Here is a 16,085-nt window from a genome sequence, read left to right on the forward strand (position 1 = left end):
GACGGGAGGGGGGTCTCGGCGGTGACATAGGGAAAATGCGCCATTCAACCAGCGGTTCCCGCAAGCCACAAAATTTTTTGTATCCTGCGAAAAAATTGGCATTCCTTCGCAGGAACAAGCACTTGCCGGATCAGCGCGACGGCGGGTGAGGGAACCGCTATATCCCGTATCGATTACCTTTCGTATCTTCACGCGAACCATCAGCGGAGTAAACCATGTCTCTCGGAAGTCAGATCGCGGGCCACCTGCCCTTCTTGCGCCGCTATGCCCGCGCGCTGACAGGATCGCAGGCAAGCGGCGATGCCTATGTGCGCGAGATGCTTGAAGCAGTGCTGGCAGACGATAGCCTCAAAGCTGAAATGGCAGGCGGGCGAGTTCCGCTGTACCGCGCCTTCAGCAAGGTGTGGTCGAGCGCTTCGGGGCCAGCCGCCACCGGCGAAACCGATAGCGAGCACGAGGCCGGTGCACAGGCGCGGCTTGGCGCCATCACACCGCCCGCCCGTCAGGCATTGCTGCTGACCACGCTGGAAGATTTCTCGGTCGAGGAAGCCGCGACGATCCTCGATCGCTCGCCGGAAGAAATCAACGCAATGGTCGCCGCGGCGATTGCCGATGTCGACCGCGAACAGACCACATCAGTCCTGATCATCGAGGACGAACCGCTGATCGCGATGCAGCTGGAAGACCTGGTTACGGGCCTTGGCCACACAGTCAGTGGGACCGCAGCAACCCGCACGCAGGCCAATGCAGCCGTGGCCGAGGCAACTCCGGGTCTGGTGCTGGCCGATATCCAGTTGGCTGATGGATCATCGGGGCTGGATGCGGTGGAGGACATCCTTGGCATCGCGTCGATGCCGGTGATCTTCATCACCGCCTATCCCGAACGTCTGCTGACCGGCGACCGCCCGGAACCGACCTATCTGGTCACCAAACCATTTCAGGAAGCCACCGTGCGCGCCGCAATCAGTCAGGCGCTGTTCTTCGGATCAACCCGTCCGCTGGGCTAACTCGCCCGGTTTCTCCCTGATCCGGAAATCTGCCGGGCGACGGATCGGCACACGCAGCACGCAGCGCACGCCTGCCGGGTCAAACTCCAGCGCGACCGGCTGGCGCAGTTCATGGGCGACGATCTTTTCGATCAATTCGGTGCCGAACCCGCGGCGGCGCTGGCTTGCCACGGGCGGCCCGCCGGTTTCCTGCCATTCGACTTCGGCCCATGCAGTCTCGCCCGCCGGATCAGCGCCGCGCTGCCAACGGATCGTAACCTGCCCGCCAGCGACGCTCAGCGCCCCGTACTTGGCAGCGTTGGTGGCCAATTCATGCACCGCAAGCCCGAATGACAATGCATCATTGGGAGCCAGCTCCACATCTGGCCCGTCAAGCAGGATCGCATCATCGAGTGCGGAGCGGAAATGCTGCAATTCCGCTTCGATCACAGCGCGGATCGGCGTGGTGCCCCAATCGGTCACGGTCAGCAGATCATGTGTTGCCGAAAGCGCGCGGATGCGCCCTTCGAGGCTATCGGCAAAATCATCCAGCCCGCTCGCCCGGCGGCGGGTCAGCGACAGGATCGACAGCACATTGGCAAGTGTGTTCTTGACCCGGTGGTTGAGTTCGCGGGTCAGCGAATTGCGGATCGAATGCTGCTCTTCAAAGAACACAAGCCGCGCCTGATCCTCGTAAGCCTGCTGCGTTAGCAGACGTGCGAGCAGCATCAGCAGGCTCGCCAGCGCCAGACCGAAGCTCAACGTCACCATCGATAAGGGGCTGAGCACCTGTGCGTTGGGCGATTCGATCACGAGTTGCAGTTCGCGGTCGGCGATCTTCACTTGCTGCTGCACTGTTGCGCTGGCCGCCGCACCGATCGACCGGGCTACCAGCAGGTGCCCGGTGCTTGCCTCGCCATCATATAACCGCACGCCGAACGTGCGCCGCCCTTCGCGGCTGATCGCAGCGTCAAGGAATTCGCGGGCACGGAACGGGGTGTAGACGAAGCCGACCAGCTGCCGCTCACCCGCCGTCCCAAGGCGGAAGGCCGGCATATAGATCGCAAAGGCCGGCGCAGTGCCGCTGGTTTCCTGTGTCAGATCCGTGCGGCCCGATGCGGCCGGGCGCAAGGTCACTTCCGCCTCTGCCATGGCGGCAGCGCGGGCGGGATCGGAGTACATGTCATACCCCAAGGCGCGGCGGTTGCGCGGTGATGCGGGGGCGAACATCGTGACCGGTGCAATCCGTCCGGTATTGCTGCCGGCGCGCGGATAGATATCGGGAAAGTCCGGCTGGCGCGCGCGGGTGCGAGCGTAATAGTCGGGCAGATCGCCCGCTTCCAGCACCGGCACCCAGCCGATCCCTTCCGCGCCCGAATATTCGGTATTCAGCTTCAACGCGCGCACGAAATTGTCGAATGTTTCGGGGCTGACTTCATCAAGGCTGGAAAACAGCGCCGCCCCGGCCCGCAGATAAGATGAAAACCCGCTGCTGCTGCGATCAAGCGCGGCAGCAACGCCCTGGGCGTATTCGCGCATCTGGGCGCGTTCCCGCGCACGGGCGTTGCTTTCGATCGCAAACACGCTGAGCGCGGTGATCGCGGCAATCGCCAGGAATATCGCCAGCGGGATCGCCCGCGGATACAACACCAGCCAGCGCCGCGCCCGATCAGGCGAGGGCGGCGCGTTGTGCGGATCGGAAGGCGTTTCTACCTCCGGGGTAAAGCTGGTCTTATTGTTCGTCACGCGTCCTGCTGGGTCATGCCGCTTGGCGCATACCGGAAGCGGTGCGGCCCAAGGCGGAACCAAACTGGTAGCGCATCGTTCCCAAATCGTCCAAACCCGGCTTTCTAGGGTATTGGCCGGAGCGTTGCGGCCTTCGCTCTTTTGCAGGCAAGAGAGGTTTCACAGTGGAACCGGACAACGCGATCAGGGATAATACCGAATATCATGGCCTCCAATCAACAACACGGCAGCGGCGGCTCAAGCAGGGGCGGAGCCTCTGATCGCCACCCGCCCGAATGGGCCGACGGGCTGAAACAGCTGTATGATTCAGTGGTCGAAGAAGACCTGCCCGATGCGTTCCGCGACCTGCTTGACCGGCTTGACAGCGGCGATGCCGCGTCTGCCAGCGACAATGACAACGAGACAAAACAAAAGGGCCCAAACCAAAAGGGCTCAGAACAAAATGACAGGGGCAGACCATCCTCCGATGGTCGGGGCCGCGGCACATGAGCGAAGAAGCCCCCCCGGGCGACACCCGCACCGCCAGCGAGAAATCCGATTTCAAGCGTGAGCTGACCGACGTCGTCCCGCACCTGCGCGCTTTTGCACGCGGATTATGCGGCCGGCCCGATGTGGCCGATGATCTGGTGCAGGAAACCATGCTCAAGGCGTGGGCCGCGCAGGCCCGCTTCGAGCCCGGCACATCGATGCGGGCATGGACGTTTGTGATTTTGCGCAACGCCTATCTTACCGACATGCGCCGCAACCGCTTTCGCGGCGAGTATGACGAAGGCGTGGCCGAACGCATCCTGACAGCACCCGCCGGACAGGAAGAACCGATCCATCTGTCGGACTTGCACCGTGCGCTGCTGACATTGCCAGCGGAGCGGCGCGAGGCTTTGTTGCTGGTCGGCGCGGGCGGGTTTTCTTACGAGGAAGCCGCGCAAATCTGCGGCTGCGCGGTCGGCACCATCAAAAGCCGCGTGGGCCGTGCCCGCGCCGCGCTGACCGAAATGCTGGCACAGGGCAACATTCCGCGCCGAGCCACCGATGACGACATCGCCCATTCCGCCATTCTGGAAGAACTGGACATGGTCGCGGCGGGCAACGGGGTCAGTTCGCGGGGCTGATGCCAGCCCCCGATCACTAATCCTTACCCGGCACGGAACGTCGATCACCAGAACCGAAAAGGCCCGCCGCTTTTCAGCGACGGGCCCATTGTAATTCCGAAATCGGATAGCGTCTTACGCGTAAGTCCACACCGTCCCGCGTGCGAGGTTTTCGCTGGCGAAGGCCCAGTTGAGCTTGTTTTCGACAACCGCATCCAGATAGGCCGGGCGCTTGTTCTGGTGATCGAGGTAATAGGCGTGTTCCCACACGTCGAGCACCATCAGCGGGTTGAAATCGCTATCGGCGAGCGTGTCGGCATCGTGGGTTTCCTCGATGCTGAGCTTGCCGCCCTTTTCGGCCAGCCACACCCAGCCGCTGGCAAAGTGGCCAGCGCCGCGATCCTTGAGCTTCTGCTTCAGATCATCGACCGACCCGAACGCATCGTTGATCTTGGCGGTGAGATCGTCCGAAGGTTCGGTCGTCGAGGGCGCCATCGAGTTCCAGTAGAACGCATGGTTCCAGGTCTGCGCCGAATTGTTGAACAGGCCCTTGTCGCTGCCACGCGATGCGGCGACGATTTCTTCCAGCGATTTATCCGCGTGCGCGGTGCCTTCGATCGCCGCGTTCATCTTGTCGAGATAGGTCTGATGATGCTTGCCATAGTGGAACGACAGCGTCTCTGCCGAGATTGCGGGTGCAAGCGCGGTATCGGGATAGGGCAGCGGGGAAAGTGAGAAAGCCATGGTGTCCTCCAAAAGGCAGGGTTGAATCGATTATGTGATGATAACGCAGATGTGGACGAAGGGTTGCAGCTTCAAGTCGAAGTGGTCTCGGACGATGTTGCAGCGCGATCAACCGCGCTGGTGACGCCAACATTCATGGTGACATTGCCGAGCGTGCGCATCAGATCCGGCAGCATCTCTACCGCCACCAGCAACGCGAGCGGTTCTACCGGCACGCCCATCGCCAGCGCAATCGGGCCGATCGACACGACAAAGCTGATCGATCCGGGCAGGCTGACAGCGGAAAGGCTGATGACGCTGGCGATCAGGATGCCGGCAATCGCGATGGCGGGCGAAATCTCCACCCCCGCCAGCGCAGCGATGTAATAGACCACGGCAAGGTTCATCGCCGCACTCGTCGCGCGGAAGATCACCACGGCCAACGGGAGCACGAATTCGGCAGTCGAGGGCTTGAGGCCCAACCGCCCGGCACTGTCGAGCATCGCGGGCAGGCTGGCGAGCGAGCTTTGGGTGGACAATGCCACTGCCTGCGCGGGTAGCACCGCCTTGGTGAAGGCGGGCAAGCCCGTGCGCCCCAGCCCGGCGGCAATGACATAGGCCAGCACCAGAATGAAAGTGCCCATCGCTGTAACGGTCAGCACATAGTGCCCCAGCGCTGCAAACGCCCCGCCGCCGCTCTGCACGCCAACGCCGTAAGCCAGCGCGAACACGCCGATGGGGGCGATTGCAAGCACCCAGCCGATAATCAGCAGCATGACATTGCCAAGCGCATGGAAGAACCCCAGCAGCCGCTCCCCCTGATCTTCGGGCAGGCGCGTGATCGCCACCGCGAACATCACGAAAAAAATCGTCAGCGGCAGCATCGCGGTTTCGGCAGCGGCCGAGATGATGTTGGGCGACACCAGCGAGGCCATGAAATCCAGCACGCGCGGCACTTCGCCCACGCTCTCCGGCGTCTGGGCGAGGAAAGCGCTTGCGCCAGCGGGCACCGGAAAGGCTGTCAGCAGCGCAGGCATCGCTACCGAAGTGAACGCCCCGCCCGCCAATTGCACCGCCACCATGATCAGCAGCATCTGCCGCGCCACCGTGCCGACACGCGCGGCCATGATCATCTGCACCAGCCCCAGCACCAGCAAGGCCGCGACCAGCGGGATGATCGTCATCTGCAAGGCGCGCAGCCACAATCCACCCACCAGCCCCGCGATATCATTCACGCCCTGCGGCGCGCCCAGCGCCACGCCCGCGATCCCCGCCAGCAGCCCGCCCACCAGCGCAGCAAAGGTCAGCGCCACCGGCAGGCGGATCGATACCAGCGCGAATTTGCCTGCCGCGCCGCCCGGATCGCCTTGACCTGTGATTTCACTTTCCAGCAATGGCTTGTCCTTATGCGGGCCGATCGCCCTTCACATCGGGCGATAACCGCGCCAGAAGCGTGACACAATCGTGAGAGGCAAGGGACGGGAAATTTGATGGGTCGCAAGCTGTTCGGAACCGACGGGATCAGGGGTCGCACCAATGCCGGCGCGATGACAGCCGCCACCGCGATGAAAGTCGGGCAGGCGGCGGGGCGCCATTTCGTGCGCGGCGGTCACCGCCACCGGGTGGTGATCGGCAAGGACACGCGGCTTTCGGGCTATATGATGGAAAGCGCGCTGGTGGCGGGGTTTACCAGCGTCGGGATCGACGTGATCATGACCGGGCCGCTCCCCACCCCGGCCATCGCCCTGCTCACCCGTGAAATGCGCGCCGATCTGGGCGTGATGATTTCCGCCAGCCACAATCTTTATGCCGATAACGGGATAAAGCTGTTCGGCCCCGATGGCTTCAAGCTGTCGGACGAGGCCGAGGCGGAGATCGAACGGTTGATGGAAACCGATATCCCCCTGGCACCCGCCGAACGCATCGGCCGTGCGCGCCGGATCGAGGATGCCCGCGGACGCTATATCCACGCGGTCAAGCAATCGGTTGCCGCCGAAATCCGCTTTGACGGGCTGAAGGTCGTGGTCGATTGCGCCCACGGCGCGGCCTATCAGGTTGCCCCGTCCGCGATCTGGGAGCTGGGCGCGGAAGTGGTTGCGCTCGGCGTGTCGCCCAATGGCATCAACATCAACGACGGGGTCGGCTCGACCGCGATTGCCGCCTTGCAGGCCAAGGTGGTCGAAGAAGGCGCGGATATCGGCATTGCGCTGGACGGCGATGCCGACCGGCTGATCGTGGTCGATGAAAAAGGCCGCGCGGTGGATGGTGACCAGATCATGGCGCTGATCGCGGGGCGGATGCACGACAAGGGGCTGCTGCGCGGCGGCGGGATCGTGGCGACGGTGATGAGCAATCTCGGCCTCGAACGCTATCTTGCGGAGCGCGGGCTCGATCTCGTGCGCGCCAAGGTGGGTGATCGCTATGTGCTCGAAGCGATGAAGGCGGGCGGATACAATGTCGGCGGCGAACAGTCCGGCCACATGATCATGCTCGATTACGCCACCACCGGCGATGGCACCGTGGCCGCGCTGCGGGTGCTGGCGAGCCTTGTCAGGTCGGGCATCCCGGCGAGCGAATTGCTGCACGTGTTCGAACCTGTCCCGCAGCTTTTGAAGAACGTGCGCTACGAAGGCGGCCAGCCGCTGGAAAATGCGAACGTAAAGGCCGTGATCGCCGAGGCCGAAGCTGCGCTGGCCGGCAAGGGCCGCCTCGTCATCCGTCCATCAGGCACCGAACCGGTGATCCGCGTAATGGCGGAGGGCGATGACCAGAGCCAGGTCGAACAGGTGGTCGATGCCATTTGCGAAGCCGTGCGGGCGGCGGTCTGAACCTTGCCGTTCGTGTCGAGCGAAGTCGAGACACACCAGCACAAGCGCCATGCCTCTGGACTTCGCTCGAGGCGAACGGGCTAGGAGACGAAAATTATGCTCGAAATGCGCCCCGATTGCGAAACCTGCGGCGTGGGCCTGCCCGCCGAAGCCCCCGGCGCGTTCATCTGCTCGTTCGAATGCACCTACTGCGCCGAATGCGCCGAGGATCTCGACGACCGCTGCCCCAATTGCGGCGGAGAACTGACAGACAGGCCGACGCGGGCAAAGGCGCTGCACGCGAAATTCCCGCCTAGCACGGAACGCAAGCACAAAGGGTGACCGCGGTCAGGCAGCGTCTGCTTTGGCAGCGCCTTGGAAAAAAGCTGCCGTTCGGCTTGCGACCCCGTTGCCGCCACTACGAGGGTCGGGCAAGATGTCCATCATGATTGCTCTGACCGGACTATCGATAGCCCTGCTGCTCTGGACTGCGCTGTATTGCGTGCGGAAAGCGCTTGCAGATTTTCGGGGCGCAACGCCGGCATCCGGCATACTTGGGTTGGTTGCTGCTTTCGGTGCGATGCTACCAATCGGAGTGCTCTCGTTCGCCTTGTTGATGGCCTATTCTGGCGTTTGAAGCTGAAAGCCGACCGGCAGCTTCCCACCCAAACGCGGACGTTCCCAACAACGCGCGGCATCCCCGAAAGCTGCCATTCCTGCCTGGCTCCGACAAAAACCATCCCCGCCGCCGCACGCGCTTGCTATGGCGGTGATATGACCACGTCCCATCCTTTTGGCACACCCCCTCGCATTCTCAGCATCGCCGGTTCGGACTCGTCCGGCGGCGCGGGCGTTCAGGCTGATATCAAGACCATCACCATGCTCGGCGGCTATGCCATGACCGCGATCACCGCGATCACCGCGCAGAACACCATCGGGGTGCAGGGCATCGCCGCGCTTGCGCCGGAGATGGTGGCGCAGCAGATCGCCTCGTGCGTCAGCGATATCGGCGTTGACGCGATCAAGATCGGGATGCTGCATGATGCCGCGATCATCACCGCCGTGGCCGAAGCGCTGGAGGGGGTGGAAGTGCCCGTCGTGCTCGATCCGGTGATGATCGCCACCAGCGGCGCGGCGCTGATTGATCCGCAAGCCGTGGCGGCGATGCGCGACCGATTGTTCCCGCTGGCAAGCCTGATCACCCCCAACCTGCCCGAACTCGGCGCACTGGTCGGCCGCACGCTCGCCGCCACGCAGGATATGATCGACGCTGCCGAGGAACTCGCCAGCGCGACCGGCGCGGCAGTGCTGGCAAAGGGCGGGCACGCAGCGGGTGAACGGATCATCGATGTGCTGCTGGCACCCGGCGCACGCGCCGTCGCCTTCGATCATGCGCGGATCGACACGGTGCATACCCACGGCACCGGCTGCACGTTGTCGTCAGCGATTGCGACGCTGCTTGGCCACGGCCAGCCGCTGGAACACGCGGTCAGGCTGGGGCGGCAATTCGTGATCCGGGCAATCGAAGCCGCGCCCGGCTTTGGCGCAGGGGGCGGCCCGCTCGGCCATCAGGCGGTCAGAACGCTCTAGCCGTTGATCTCGTAGAAATCGGCGATGCAGGCCCACGCCTCCTCCGCCGTTTCGCACCAGCTGAACAGGTCAAGATCGGACTTCGAAATCGTGCCTTCTTCGGCCAGCGCCTCGAAATCGATCACCCGCGTCCAGAAATCCTTGCCGAACAGGATGATCGGGATCGGCTTCATCTTGCCGGTCTGGATCAGGGTTACCAGCTCAAAGAATTCATCGAAGGTGCCGAACCCGCCGGGGAACACCGCGACCGCGCGGGCGCGCAGCAGGAAGTGCATCTTGCGCAGCGCGAAGTAATGGAACTGGAAGCTGAGGTACGGCGTCACATAGGGATTGGGCGCCTGCTCATGCGGCAACACGATGTTGAGACCGATCGACTCGCTGCCCGCATCGGAAGCGCCGCGATTGCCCGCCTCCATGATCGAAGGCCCGCCTCCGGTGGTGACGACGAACTGGCGCAGGCCGTTTTCGATAATGCCCTTTTCGGACACCAGCCTGGCAAGTTTGTAGGCCTCGTCATAATACTTGGCCTTCTCGGCCAGCCGCGCGGCGACCTTCTGATCATATTCGGTGCCGTTCTTCGCAGCTTCCACCCGCGCCTCGGCCTGCGCAGGCGAAGGGATGCGGGCCGATCCGTACATCACCAGCGTCGACCCGACCCGCGCTTCATCGAGCAGCATTTCGGGCTTGAGCAATTCAAGCTGGAAACGCACCGGGCGCAATTCGTCGCGCAGCAGGAAATCGGTGTCGCGGAAAGCCAGCTTGTAGGCCGGGTGCGCGGTTTGCGGGGTGCGCTCGGGGCCGCCCTCGGCAAACTGGGTTTCTTCGCCCGCACGGTAGAATTTGCGGTCTGTCAGGTCTTTCTCGGTCATGCCTAGACCCCTAGTAGGGGCGGCCTAGACCCGCAACTGGTTTGCAAAGCCTGTATGTTTCACGTGAAACATTGCGCTGGTGACTACTCTTTCAATACTTCCGGCGCGGCAGGCAGACTGACAGCCAGCGCGGGTGGCAGGGAATGTCCGGGGGTTATCAGAACATCGAAGGATCGCTCAGGCCGATGCGGTGTTGCCTTTGTTCAGCGAGTGACGGAGGCTTGTTTGCCCCATGCCCTGATGGTGGGGCGAGACGGCTGGAAAATCCATCCGGGCCTTTGTGCGTGCGCTACATAATGCTGGATGGCTGGATGCCCCGCAAGGATTCGAACCTTGATTGACGGAGTCAGAGTCCGCTCTCTTACCATTAGAGGACGGGGCATTGGCCAAACCACCAAACCGGTGGACGGCATCAGCAAGCGCGCTCCCTAGTTTTGTGCGGACGCAAGGTCAAGCGCGCCGTTGCGTTGGCCCGCTTGCTCTTGCGCGGGGGTTGCGGTAGCTAGTTGGCAAGTGCCGCGCGCTTGATGATTGCGCGTGGTGATATGAAAGAATTGCGATCATGGCGGAAACATTCCCGCCGGACATGAATAGAAATGCTGGGAAAAAACGGGGCGGCAAGTCCGGCAAGGTAGCCGATTTCCGCTACAAACGCCCCCCTCAGCCCGATGCCCGGACAAATACCCGCGATTGCCGGGCCAAGGGCAATAATGGCGATGCGCACCGTCCGTTTCGCGCGGGGGGCAACCTTCAGCGGGCTGAAGCTGATTTGTCAGCAATTGGCGGGTTGAAGCCTGCCAGCCACGGTGAAGCCTATGCCGCGCTGGATCTTGGCACCAACAATTGCCGCTTGCTGATCGCACGGCCATCAGGGCGGGATTTCACTGTGATCGATGCCTTTAGCCGGGTGGTCAAACTGGGCGAAGGGCTGGCGGCCAGCGGGCGCCTTTCGGACGCAGCGATGGATCGCGCGCTATCAGCCCTGTCGATTTGCGCCGACAAGCTGCAACGCCGCAATGTCCGCCTGGCCCGGTCGGTAGCGACCGAGGCATGTCGCCGCGCTGTCAACGGCACCGATTTCATCGAGCGGGTGCGCCAGGAAACAGGCATCGTGCTCGACATCATCAGCGCCGAGGAAGAAGCCCGGCTGGCTGTGCTGGGCTGTCATATCCTGCTGGAGGAAGGCACGGGCCCCGCCGTGATCTTCGACATCGGCGGCGGGTCGACCGAACTGGTGCTGGTTGAAGCAGGCTCCGCCGAAGCCAGCCGGGTGCCGCGCATCCTCGATTGGCAAAGCGTCCCCTGGGGCGTTGTCTCGTTGACCGACACCGTGGGCCGGGGCGAGGACAGCGAAATCGCCCGCAAAGCGCGTTATGCCGAGATGCTCAAACTGGTGACAGACAGCTTTGCGCCCTTTGCTGCCCGCGTCGCCAAGGCGGCCGAGCACGAGGACATCCGTTTGCTGGGAACCAGCGGCACGGTGACGACGCTGGCGAGCCTTTATCTCGAACTGCCGAGCTATGATCGCAAGGCGGTTGATGGGCTAATCGTGCCCTCTGCCGAAATGCGCGACATCAGCGCGCGGCTTTCGGTGATGACCCCGTTCGAGCGGGCCACCCTGCCGTGCATCGGGCAGGATCGCGCCGATCTGGTGGTCGCAGGCTGCGCCATCCTTGAGTCGATACTCGACCTGTGGCCGGCGCGGCGGCTGGGCGTGGCGGATCGCGGCATCCGCGAAGGCATTCTGCGCAGCATCATGGCGGCCGAACGCCAGTCCGAACGCAGCCTGCGTGCCTTGCAGAAGCTGCGCACGAATCAGCCGCGCGGGAGCAAACCGGCATGACCCGCGGCAGCAAGGAACCGAGCAAGCGGGTAAAAACCGCCAAAGGCCGCACCGCATCACAAGTGCGCTGGCTGGAGCGGCAGCTTAATGATCCCTATGTCAAACAGGCCAAGGCCGATGGCTATCGCAGCCGTGCGGCATACAAACTGATCGAACTCGACGAGCGATTCGGGCTGTTGAAGGGCGCGAAGCGGGTGGTCGATCTGGGTATTGCGCCGGGCGGCTGGGCACAGGTGGTGCGCGCCAAATCGCCCAAGGCCGAAGTGGTGGGAATCGACCTTCTCGAGGTTGAGCCTCTGGAAGGCGTGACGATTTTCCAGATGGATTTCATGGCTGATGAAGCGCCGGCAAAGCTGGCCGAAGCCTTGGGCGGCCCGCCCGATCTGGTTTTGTCGGACATGGCGGCCAATACTGTCGGTCACAAGCAGACCGATCACCTGCGCACCATGGGTCTCGTCGAAGCAGCAGCGTGGTTCGCAGTGGAAAACCTCGCGCCGGGCGGCGCTTTCGTCGCCAAGGTGCTGGCAGGCGGGACAGACAGCGACCTGCTGGCGCTGCTGAAGAAGCACTTCACGGTGGTGAAGCACGCCAAGCCTCCGGCGAGCCGCAAGGGCTCGTCAGAGTGGTATGTCATCGCTCAGGGGTTCAAGGGGTAGGGCAGCATTGCGCTGCCCGCCCGCCTGACAATTACTCGGTGGCGGCTTCCGGATCGGTGCCAGCTTCCGCTTCGGCCACGGCTTCAGCCTCGGCATCGACCGTGCCCAGTGCTTCTTCATCTGCAGCGGGGGGCGTGAAGGCCGGAAGAGCGATGTTCGCACCATTGGCGTTCAGATAGGCGGCAATCGCAGCGCGTTCTTCAACCTTGCCGAGACCGGCAAAGCTCATCTTGGTGCCTGCAACCAGTGCTTTGGGGCTTTTGAGCCAGGCGTCCATCTTCTCCCAGTCCCAGGTGCCGCCCAGCGCCTTCATTTCCGCACTATAGGCGAAGCCGCCCTTGGCAGCGACCGGGCCGCCCATCACACCGGCAAGATTCGGCCCGACGCCATTGGCGCCGCCCGCATCGATCGTGTGGCAGCTCTGGCACTTGGCATAAGCCTTTTCGCCCGCCACGACCAGATCAGCCACCGGCATCGCGTTCAGTGCTTCAGCGATCGACATTTCCGCCGGGCCTGCACCTTCTTCGACCGCGCCTTCGATCACGTAGCCGAGCTGTTCCGGGCGCTGCGGCTTGTCACCGTGGAAATACTTGCCAGACAGGATCGAGAGACCCAGGCCCAGACCGGCGGCAAAAAGCACCCAGCCTGCGGCAGTGTTGAACAGATCGCCGCCGCCATTCTGGCCTGCAGCGTTATCCTGCGAAGATTTATCCTGTGTCATTGCAGCAGGCCTTTAGTGACGCCATCACGCCCGCGCAAGACTGATCGTGGCATCAATTCTTGCGGCTTTTGCAAGCAGACTTGCCGCATCGCCTGCATCGCTCTAGCAGCCAAGGCTACCATGCGATCCTTTCCCGCCCCTGCCGTTGCGATTGTCGACCGGATGCGCGCCGCTGCCGCCGCCGCACCGGCACGGGCGATTGCCTATCAGGGTTCACCCGGAGCAAACTCGCACCGCGCCGCGACCGAGGCCCGCCCGGACATGCTGGCGCTGCCGTGCTTCAGCTTCGAAGATGCGCTGGACGCGGTAAAAGACGGGCGCGCTGCGCAAGCGATCATCCCCATCGAAAATTCGCAACACGGGCGCGTGGCAGATATCCACTTTCTGCTGCCCGAAAGCGGCCTGCACATCGTCGCCGAATATTTCATGCCGATCCACCATGCGCTGATGGCGATCGGGTCAGGCCCGTTCGAAGCCGCCTACAGCCACCCGCAGGCGCTGGGCCAATCCCGCCACTACCTGCGGGAACGCGGCATCGTGCCCTTGAGCCATGCCGATACGGCAGGCGCCGCCGCCTATGTCGCCGAGCGCGGCGACCCCTCGGTTGCAGCCATCGCACCGGCCATCGCCGCAGAACTTTATGGTCTCAGGATCATCGAGCACAATGTCGAGGACAGCCCCGACAACATGACCCGTTTCGTGATCCTAGCGCGTGAACCGGTTGCCACGCAAACCTTGGCGGGCGAGCCGGTGATGACGACGTTCATCTTCGAGGTGAAGAACATTCCCGCCGCGCTCTACAAGGCGCTCGGCGGGTTTGCGACCAACGGGGTCAACATGACCAAGCTGGAAAGCTACCAGCAGGGCACAAGCTTTTCCGCGACCACATTTTACGCCGATATCATCGGCGCGCCCGGCGATCCGGGAGTGGACCGCGCGCTGGAGGAATGCGCGTTTCATTCCAAGGAATTGCGCATACTGGGCAGTTACCCGCAGGCGCGGGCCAGAGGATAGAGTGCGGCGTATCGGCTGCGTGGCCGTTTCCCGGTTGCGCGCTTGCGGCTGGCGTGTCACCAATCGCGCTGAATGACCGCACCGGCCACGCCAATCTCTCCCGAATCGCCAGCCAATTCAGGCGCATCCGCCGCCGATGGCTGGGCAGGCGTGCGCAACGACGGCGATATCCAGTTCAGCCCGGTTACCATTCCCGAAATTCCGCCGCGCCAGCCCGGCTGGTTCGAAGAGTTTCTGGGCGACGTGTTCCGTTTCCTTGCAGAGGTCTTCGCACCGCTAGGGCGGCTCATCGGAGCATCATGGCCTTGGTTGCAATGGGTGCTACTTGCCCTTGCCGTCGCCTTTGCAGTGGTCATGCTCGTAAAGCTTTACGGGCCGGGCTTCGGCAAAGCGGGTGCGACCAAGGCAGCCGGGGATGATGCCGAATGGCAGCCCGACCGTGCGGCCAGTCTGGCATTGCTGGAAGATGCTGACAGGCTCGCGGCAGAAGGGCGGTTTGACGAGGCCACACGCCTGCTGCTGCAACGCTCTGTCGGCCACATTGCGGCGGTGCGGCCAGATTGGGTCGAACCATCCAGCACCGCGCGCGAACTGGCCGCGCTGCCAGCTCTGCCCGATGGTGCGCGCGCCGCTTTCCGCGTGATTGCCGAGCGGGTCGAACGCAGCCTGTTCGCGCTGCGGGCACTGGAACGGGCCGACTGGGAAGCCGCCCGCGCTGCCTACGCCGAATTCGCCCTCGCCCGCCTTAACGTGCGGGGGCAGGCCGCATGAGCAACGCCCAGCCGGCCGCCTTTTCGCGCTTTGGGGCATTCACGCTGATTGCCGTGGGCTTCGCGCTGTTCCTTGCGCTGGTCTGGCTGATCGCTGCGGGCGAGGAGTTCGGTTCGCGCGGCAATAATGGCGATGCCCATGCCGCTGCGACCGGATTGAACGGCTATGCTGCGCTGGTCCGACTGCTTGATGCCGAGGGATACGAGGTCAGCCGTTCACGCAGCCCGGCGGGCCTTGAAACCTACGATCTGCTGGTGCTGACCCCGCCCCCTGCGACCGACCCCGAAGAATTTGCCGCACTGCTCAAGAAGCGGGAAGAGATCGGGCCGACGCTGGTGATTCTGCCCAAATGGGACGCCAGCCTGCCGCCGCCCAACCTGCCCGAAGAAGCGCGCGAAAAATTCAAGCCCGGCTGGGTCACTCTGGGTGAAGCCTACCCGCTTGAATGGGCCGCCAAACTGCCCGCGCCTTATACCGTCAAACACAAGCTTGAAGTGCTGAAGCAGGGCGAAGCGCCCGATTGGGAGGGTATGGGAGAAGCGGGCAGCATGCCGACCCGCACGATCCTGTATGCCGAAGGCGATAGCCTGCACGAGGCAATGATCACCGATGCCACTGGCCACACGCTGGCGCTGAAAGTGGTGGGCGATGAGAGCAGCGACTATTACGAAGACGCGCATTGGACGATCTTTGTCGCCGATGCCGATCTGGCGAACAATTACGGGCTGGCCGACAGCAACCGTGCTGCCGCAACTCTCGCTCTCATTAATGATCTTTCCTATGATGGCGATATCACCGGCGTGACCTTCGACATGACGCTGAACGGGTTCGGTGCATCGGAAAACCTGCTGACACTCGCCTTTCGTCCGCCCTTCCTCGCCGCGACCCTGTGTCTGCTGATGGCGCTGCTGATCGTCGGCTGGCGCGCGTTCCAGCGGTTCGGCCCGGCAGCAGCCAATGGTGGCCCTGCAATCGCATTCGGCAAGCAGCGGCTGATCGCCAACGGAGCCAGCCTGATCGTCCGTGCACGCCGGTTGCGGTTGCTCGGCGCTCCCTATGTCGCGCTTTCGGCCCGGCGTATTGCCGACAAGCTTGGCCTTGTCCGGGCTGACCGGGAGGCGATCGACGCCGCGCTGGCACGCCGCCTGCCGAACGAAGAACCTTTCACCCGCCGCGCCGCCCGCATGGAGGCCGCCAGCAAACCCGCCGAAATTCTGGCCGCCGCGCAGGCGCTGGATGAACTCAACACCAAGCTATCCCAGGGGAAATAG

Annotated in this window: 17 protein-coding genes and 1 tRNA gene; 12 read left to right on the top strand and 6 right to left on the bottom strand. The window is 63.4% G+C overall.

The annotated features are described in order from the left end of the window. Positions 1-215: 215 nt before the first annotated feature. A complete protein-coding gene (locus IP79_RS04475; RefSeq protein ID WP_054118076.1) occupies positions 216-1,007 on the top strand; it encodes a response regulator in 792 nt (263 codons plus the stop codon). Here IP79_RS04475 and IP79_RS04480 read toward each other — a convergent pair. Continuing rightward, the gene (locus IP79_RS04480) at positions 987-2,732 is read right to left on the bottom strand and encodes a CHASE domain-containing protein (RefSeq protein WP_082337014.1); all 1,746 of its coding nucleotides are present in this window, start codon (positions 2,730-2,732) and stop codon (positions 987-989) included. The two genes, IP79_RS04475 and IP79_RS04480, sit on opposite strands and share 21 nt — an antisense overlap. Before the next feature lie 204 nt (positions 2,733-2,936). On the opposite strand from IP79_RS04480, the gene IP79_RS15640 reads away from it, so the two are divergent. Beyond that, on the top strand, positions 2,937-3,221 hold the full coding sequence (locus IP79_RS15640) for a NepR family anti-sigma factor (RefSeq protein ID WP_054118077.1): 285 nt from the start codon (positions 2,937-2,939) through the stop codon (positions 3,219-3,221). Continuing rightward, on the top strand, positions 3,218-3,841 hold the full coding sequence (locus tag IP79_RS04490; protein ID WP_054118078.1) for a sigma-70 family RNA polymerase sigma factor: 624 nt from the start codon (positions 3,218-3,220) through the stop codon (positions 3,839-3,841). Before IP79_RS15640 ends, IP79_RS04490 begins: the two co-directional genes overlap by 4 nt. Before the next feature lie 114 nt (positions 3,842-3,955). Here the strand turns inward: IP79_RS04490 and IP79_RS04495 are convergent, their stop codons facing one another. Continuing rightward, positions 3,956-4,564, bottom strand: coding sequence for a superoxide dismutase (locus IP79_RS04495; protein WP_054118079.1), 609 nt, complete (start codon positions 4,562-4,564; stop codon positions 3,956-3,958). 71 nt (positions 4,565-4,635) lie between these two features. Beyond that, complete coding sequence (locus IP79_RS04500; protein WP_233994085.1) at positions 4,636-5,937, bottom strand: dicarboxylate/amino acid:cation symporter; 1,302 nt, start codon at positions 5,935-5,937, stop codon at positions 4,636-4,638. Between the two features lie 96 nt (positions 5,938-6,033). Here IP79_RS04500 and glmM point away from each other — a divergent pair, with 96 nt between their 5' ends. The 4 genes from glmM to thiD all read left to right on the top strand — a co-directional run bounded on the left by glmM (position 6,034) and on the right by thiD (position 8,940). After that, positions 6,034-7,371, top strand: coding sequence for a phosphoglucosamine mutase (gene glmM / locus IP79_RS04505; protein WP_054118080.1), 1,338 nt, complete (start codon positions 6,034-6,036; stop codon positions 7,369-7,371). A gap of 96 nt (positions 7,372-7,467) precedes the next feature. Beyond that, positions 7,468-7,692: a DUF1272 domain-containing protein gene (locus tag IP79_RS04510; RefSeq protein WP_054118081.1), complete on the top strand. Its 225-nt coding sequence runs from the start codon at positions 7,468-7,470 to the stop codon at positions 7,690-7,692. 94 nt (positions 7,693-7,786) lie between these two features. Continuing rightward, positions 7,787-7,987, top strand: a complete 201-nt coding sequence (locus tag IP79_RS04515; protein ID WP_054118082.1) for a hypothetical protein — start codon at positions 7,787-7,789, stop codon at positions 7,985-7,987. A 137-nt stretch (positions 7,988-8,124) separates the two neighbouring features. Further along, positions 8,125-8,940: a bifunctional hydroxymethylpyrimidine kinase/phosphomethylpyrimidine kinase gene (gene thiD / locus IP79_RS04520; protein ID WP_054118083.1), complete on the top strand. Its 816-nt coding sequence runs from the start codon at positions 8,125-8,127 to the stop codon at positions 8,938-8,940. Here thiD and IP79_RS04525 read toward each other — a convergent pair. Together IP79_RS04525 and IP79_RS04530 are read right to left on the bottom strand one after the other, a co-directional pair. Continuing rightward, the gene (locus IP79_RS04525) at positions 8,937-9,809 is read right to left on the bottom strand and encodes an LOG family protein (protein WP_054118084.1); all 873 of its coding nucleotides are present in this window, start codon (positions 9,807-9,809) and stop codon (positions 8,937-8,939) included. The genes thiD and IP79_RS04525 overlap by 4 nt on opposite strands. A 308-nt stretch (positions 9,810-10,117) precedes the next feature. After that, positions 10,118-10,191 (bottom strand) — tRNA-Gln (locus tag IP79_RS04530). Between the two features lie 180 nt (positions 10,192-10,371). Between IP79_RS04530 and IP79_RS04535 the strand changes: the two genes are divergently transcribed. Beyond that, complete coding sequence (locus IP79_RS04535) at positions 10,372-11,652, top strand: Ppx/GppA phosphatase family protein (protein ID WP_054118085.1); 1,281 nt, start codon at positions 10,372-10,374, stop codon at positions 11,650-11,652. Continuing rightward, complete coding sequence (locus IP79_RS04540) at positions 11,649-12,308, top strand: RlmE family RNA methyltransferase (protein WP_054118086.1); 660 nt, start codon at positions 11,649-11,651, stop codon at positions 12,306-12,308. Before IP79_RS04535 ends, IP79_RS04540 begins: the two co-directional genes overlap by 4 nt. A gap of 31 nt (positions 12,309-12,339) precedes the next feature. Here IP79_RS04540 and IP79_RS04545 read toward each other — a convergent pair whose 3' ends face one another. Further along, positions 12,340-13,029, bottom strand: a complete 690-nt coding sequence (locus IP79_RS04545) for a c-type cytochrome (RefSeq protein WP_054118087.1) — start codon at positions 13,027-13,029, stop codon at positions 12,340-12,342. A gap of 120 nt (positions 13,030-13,149) precedes the next feature. Here IP79_RS04545 and IP79_RS04550 point away from each other — a divergent pair, with 120 nt between their 5' ends. The 3 genes from IP79_RS04550 to IP79_RS04560 all read left to right on the top strand — a co-directional run bounded on the left by IP79_RS04550 (position 13,150) and on the right by IP79_RS04560 (position 16,085). After that, positions 13,150-14,043 carry a prephenate dehydratase gene (locus IP79_RS04550; RefSeq protein ID WP_054118088.1) on the top strand — a complete coding sequence of 298 codons (894 nt, stop codon included), beginning with the start codon at positions 13,150-13,152 and terminating at the stop codon, positions 14,041-14,043. A 72-nt stretch (positions 14,044-14,115) separates the two neighbouring features. Next, positions 14,116-14,814, top strand: coding sequence for a hypothetical protein (locus tag IP79_RS04555; RefSeq protein WP_054118089.1), 699 nt, complete (start codon positions 14,116-14,118; stop codon positions 14,812-14,814). Continuing rightward, entirely contained in the window at positions 14,811-16,085 is a 1,275-nt protein-coding gene (locus tag IP79_RS04560) for a DUF4350 domain-containing protein (protein ID WP_054118090.1), read from the top strand. The genes IP79_RS04555 and IP79_RS04560 overlap by 4 nt, the downstream gene beginning before the upstream one ends.

Origin of the sequence: Porphyrobacter sp. AAP60, from assembly GCF_001296025.1 — a bacterium.
In the GTDB taxonomy this organism is placed as follows: Bacteria; Pseudomonadota; Alphaproteobacteria; order Sphingomonadales; family Sphingomonadaceae; genus Erythrobacter.

Coding starts and splice junctions, on each gene's coding strand:
- IP79_RS04475 (WP_054118076.1), top strand. CDS start 216: ATGTCTCTCGGAAGTCAGATCGCGGGCCACCTGCCCTTCTTGCGCCGC.
- IP79_RS15640 (WP_054118077.1), top strand. CDS start 2,937: ATGGCCTCCAATCAACAACACGGCAGCGGCGGCTCAAGCAGGGGCGGA.
- IP79_RS04490 (WP_054118078.1), top strand. CDS start 3,218: ATGAGCGAAGAAGCCCCCCCGGGCGACACCCGCACCGCCAGCGAGAAA.
- IP79_RS04495 (WP_054118079.1), bottom strand. CDS start 4,564: ATGGCTTTCTCACTTTCCCCGCTGCCCTATCCCGATACCGCGCTTGCA.
- glmM (WP_054118080.1), top strand. CDS start 6,034: ATGGGTCGCAAGCTGTTCGGAACCGACGGGATCAGGGGTCGCACCAAT.
- IP79_RS04510 (WP_054118081.1), top strand. CDS start 7,468: ATGCTCGAAATGCGCCCCGATTGCGAAACCTGCGGCGTGGGCCTGCCC.
- IP79_RS04515 (WP_054118082.1), top strand. CDS start 7,787: ATGTCCATCATGATTGCTCTGACCGGACTATCGATAGCCCTGCTGCTC.
- thiD (WP_054118083.1), top strand. CDS start 8,125: ATGACCACGTCCCATCCTTTTGGCACACCCCCTCGCATTCTCAGCATC.
- IP79_RS04525 (WP_054118084.1), bottom strand. CDS start 9,809: ATGACCGAGAAAGACCTGACAGACCGCAAATTCTACCGTGCGGGCGAA.
- IP79_RS04535 (WP_054118085.1), top strand. CDS start 10,372: ATGGCGGAAACATTCCCGCCGGACATGAATAGAAATGCTGGGAAAAAA.
- IP79_RS04540 (WP_054118086.1), top strand. CDS start 11,649: ATGACCCGCGGCAGCAAGGAACCGAGCAAGCGGGTAAAAACCGCCAAA.
- IP79_RS04545 (WP_054118087.1), bottom strand. CDS start 13,029: ATGACACAGGATAAATCTTCGCAGGATAACGCTGCAGGCCAGAATGGC.
- IP79_RS04550 (WP_054118088.1), top strand. CDS start 13,150: ATGCGATCCTTTCCCGCCCCTGCCGTTGCGATTGTCGACCGGATGCGC.
- IP79_RS04555 (WP_054118089.1), top strand. CDS start 14,116: ATGACCGCACCGGCCACGCCAATCTCTCCCGAATCGCCAGCCAATTCA.
- IP79_RS04560 (WP_054118090.1), top strand. CDS start 14,811: ATGAGCAACGCCCAGCCGGCCGCCTTTTCGCGCTTTGGGGCATTCACG.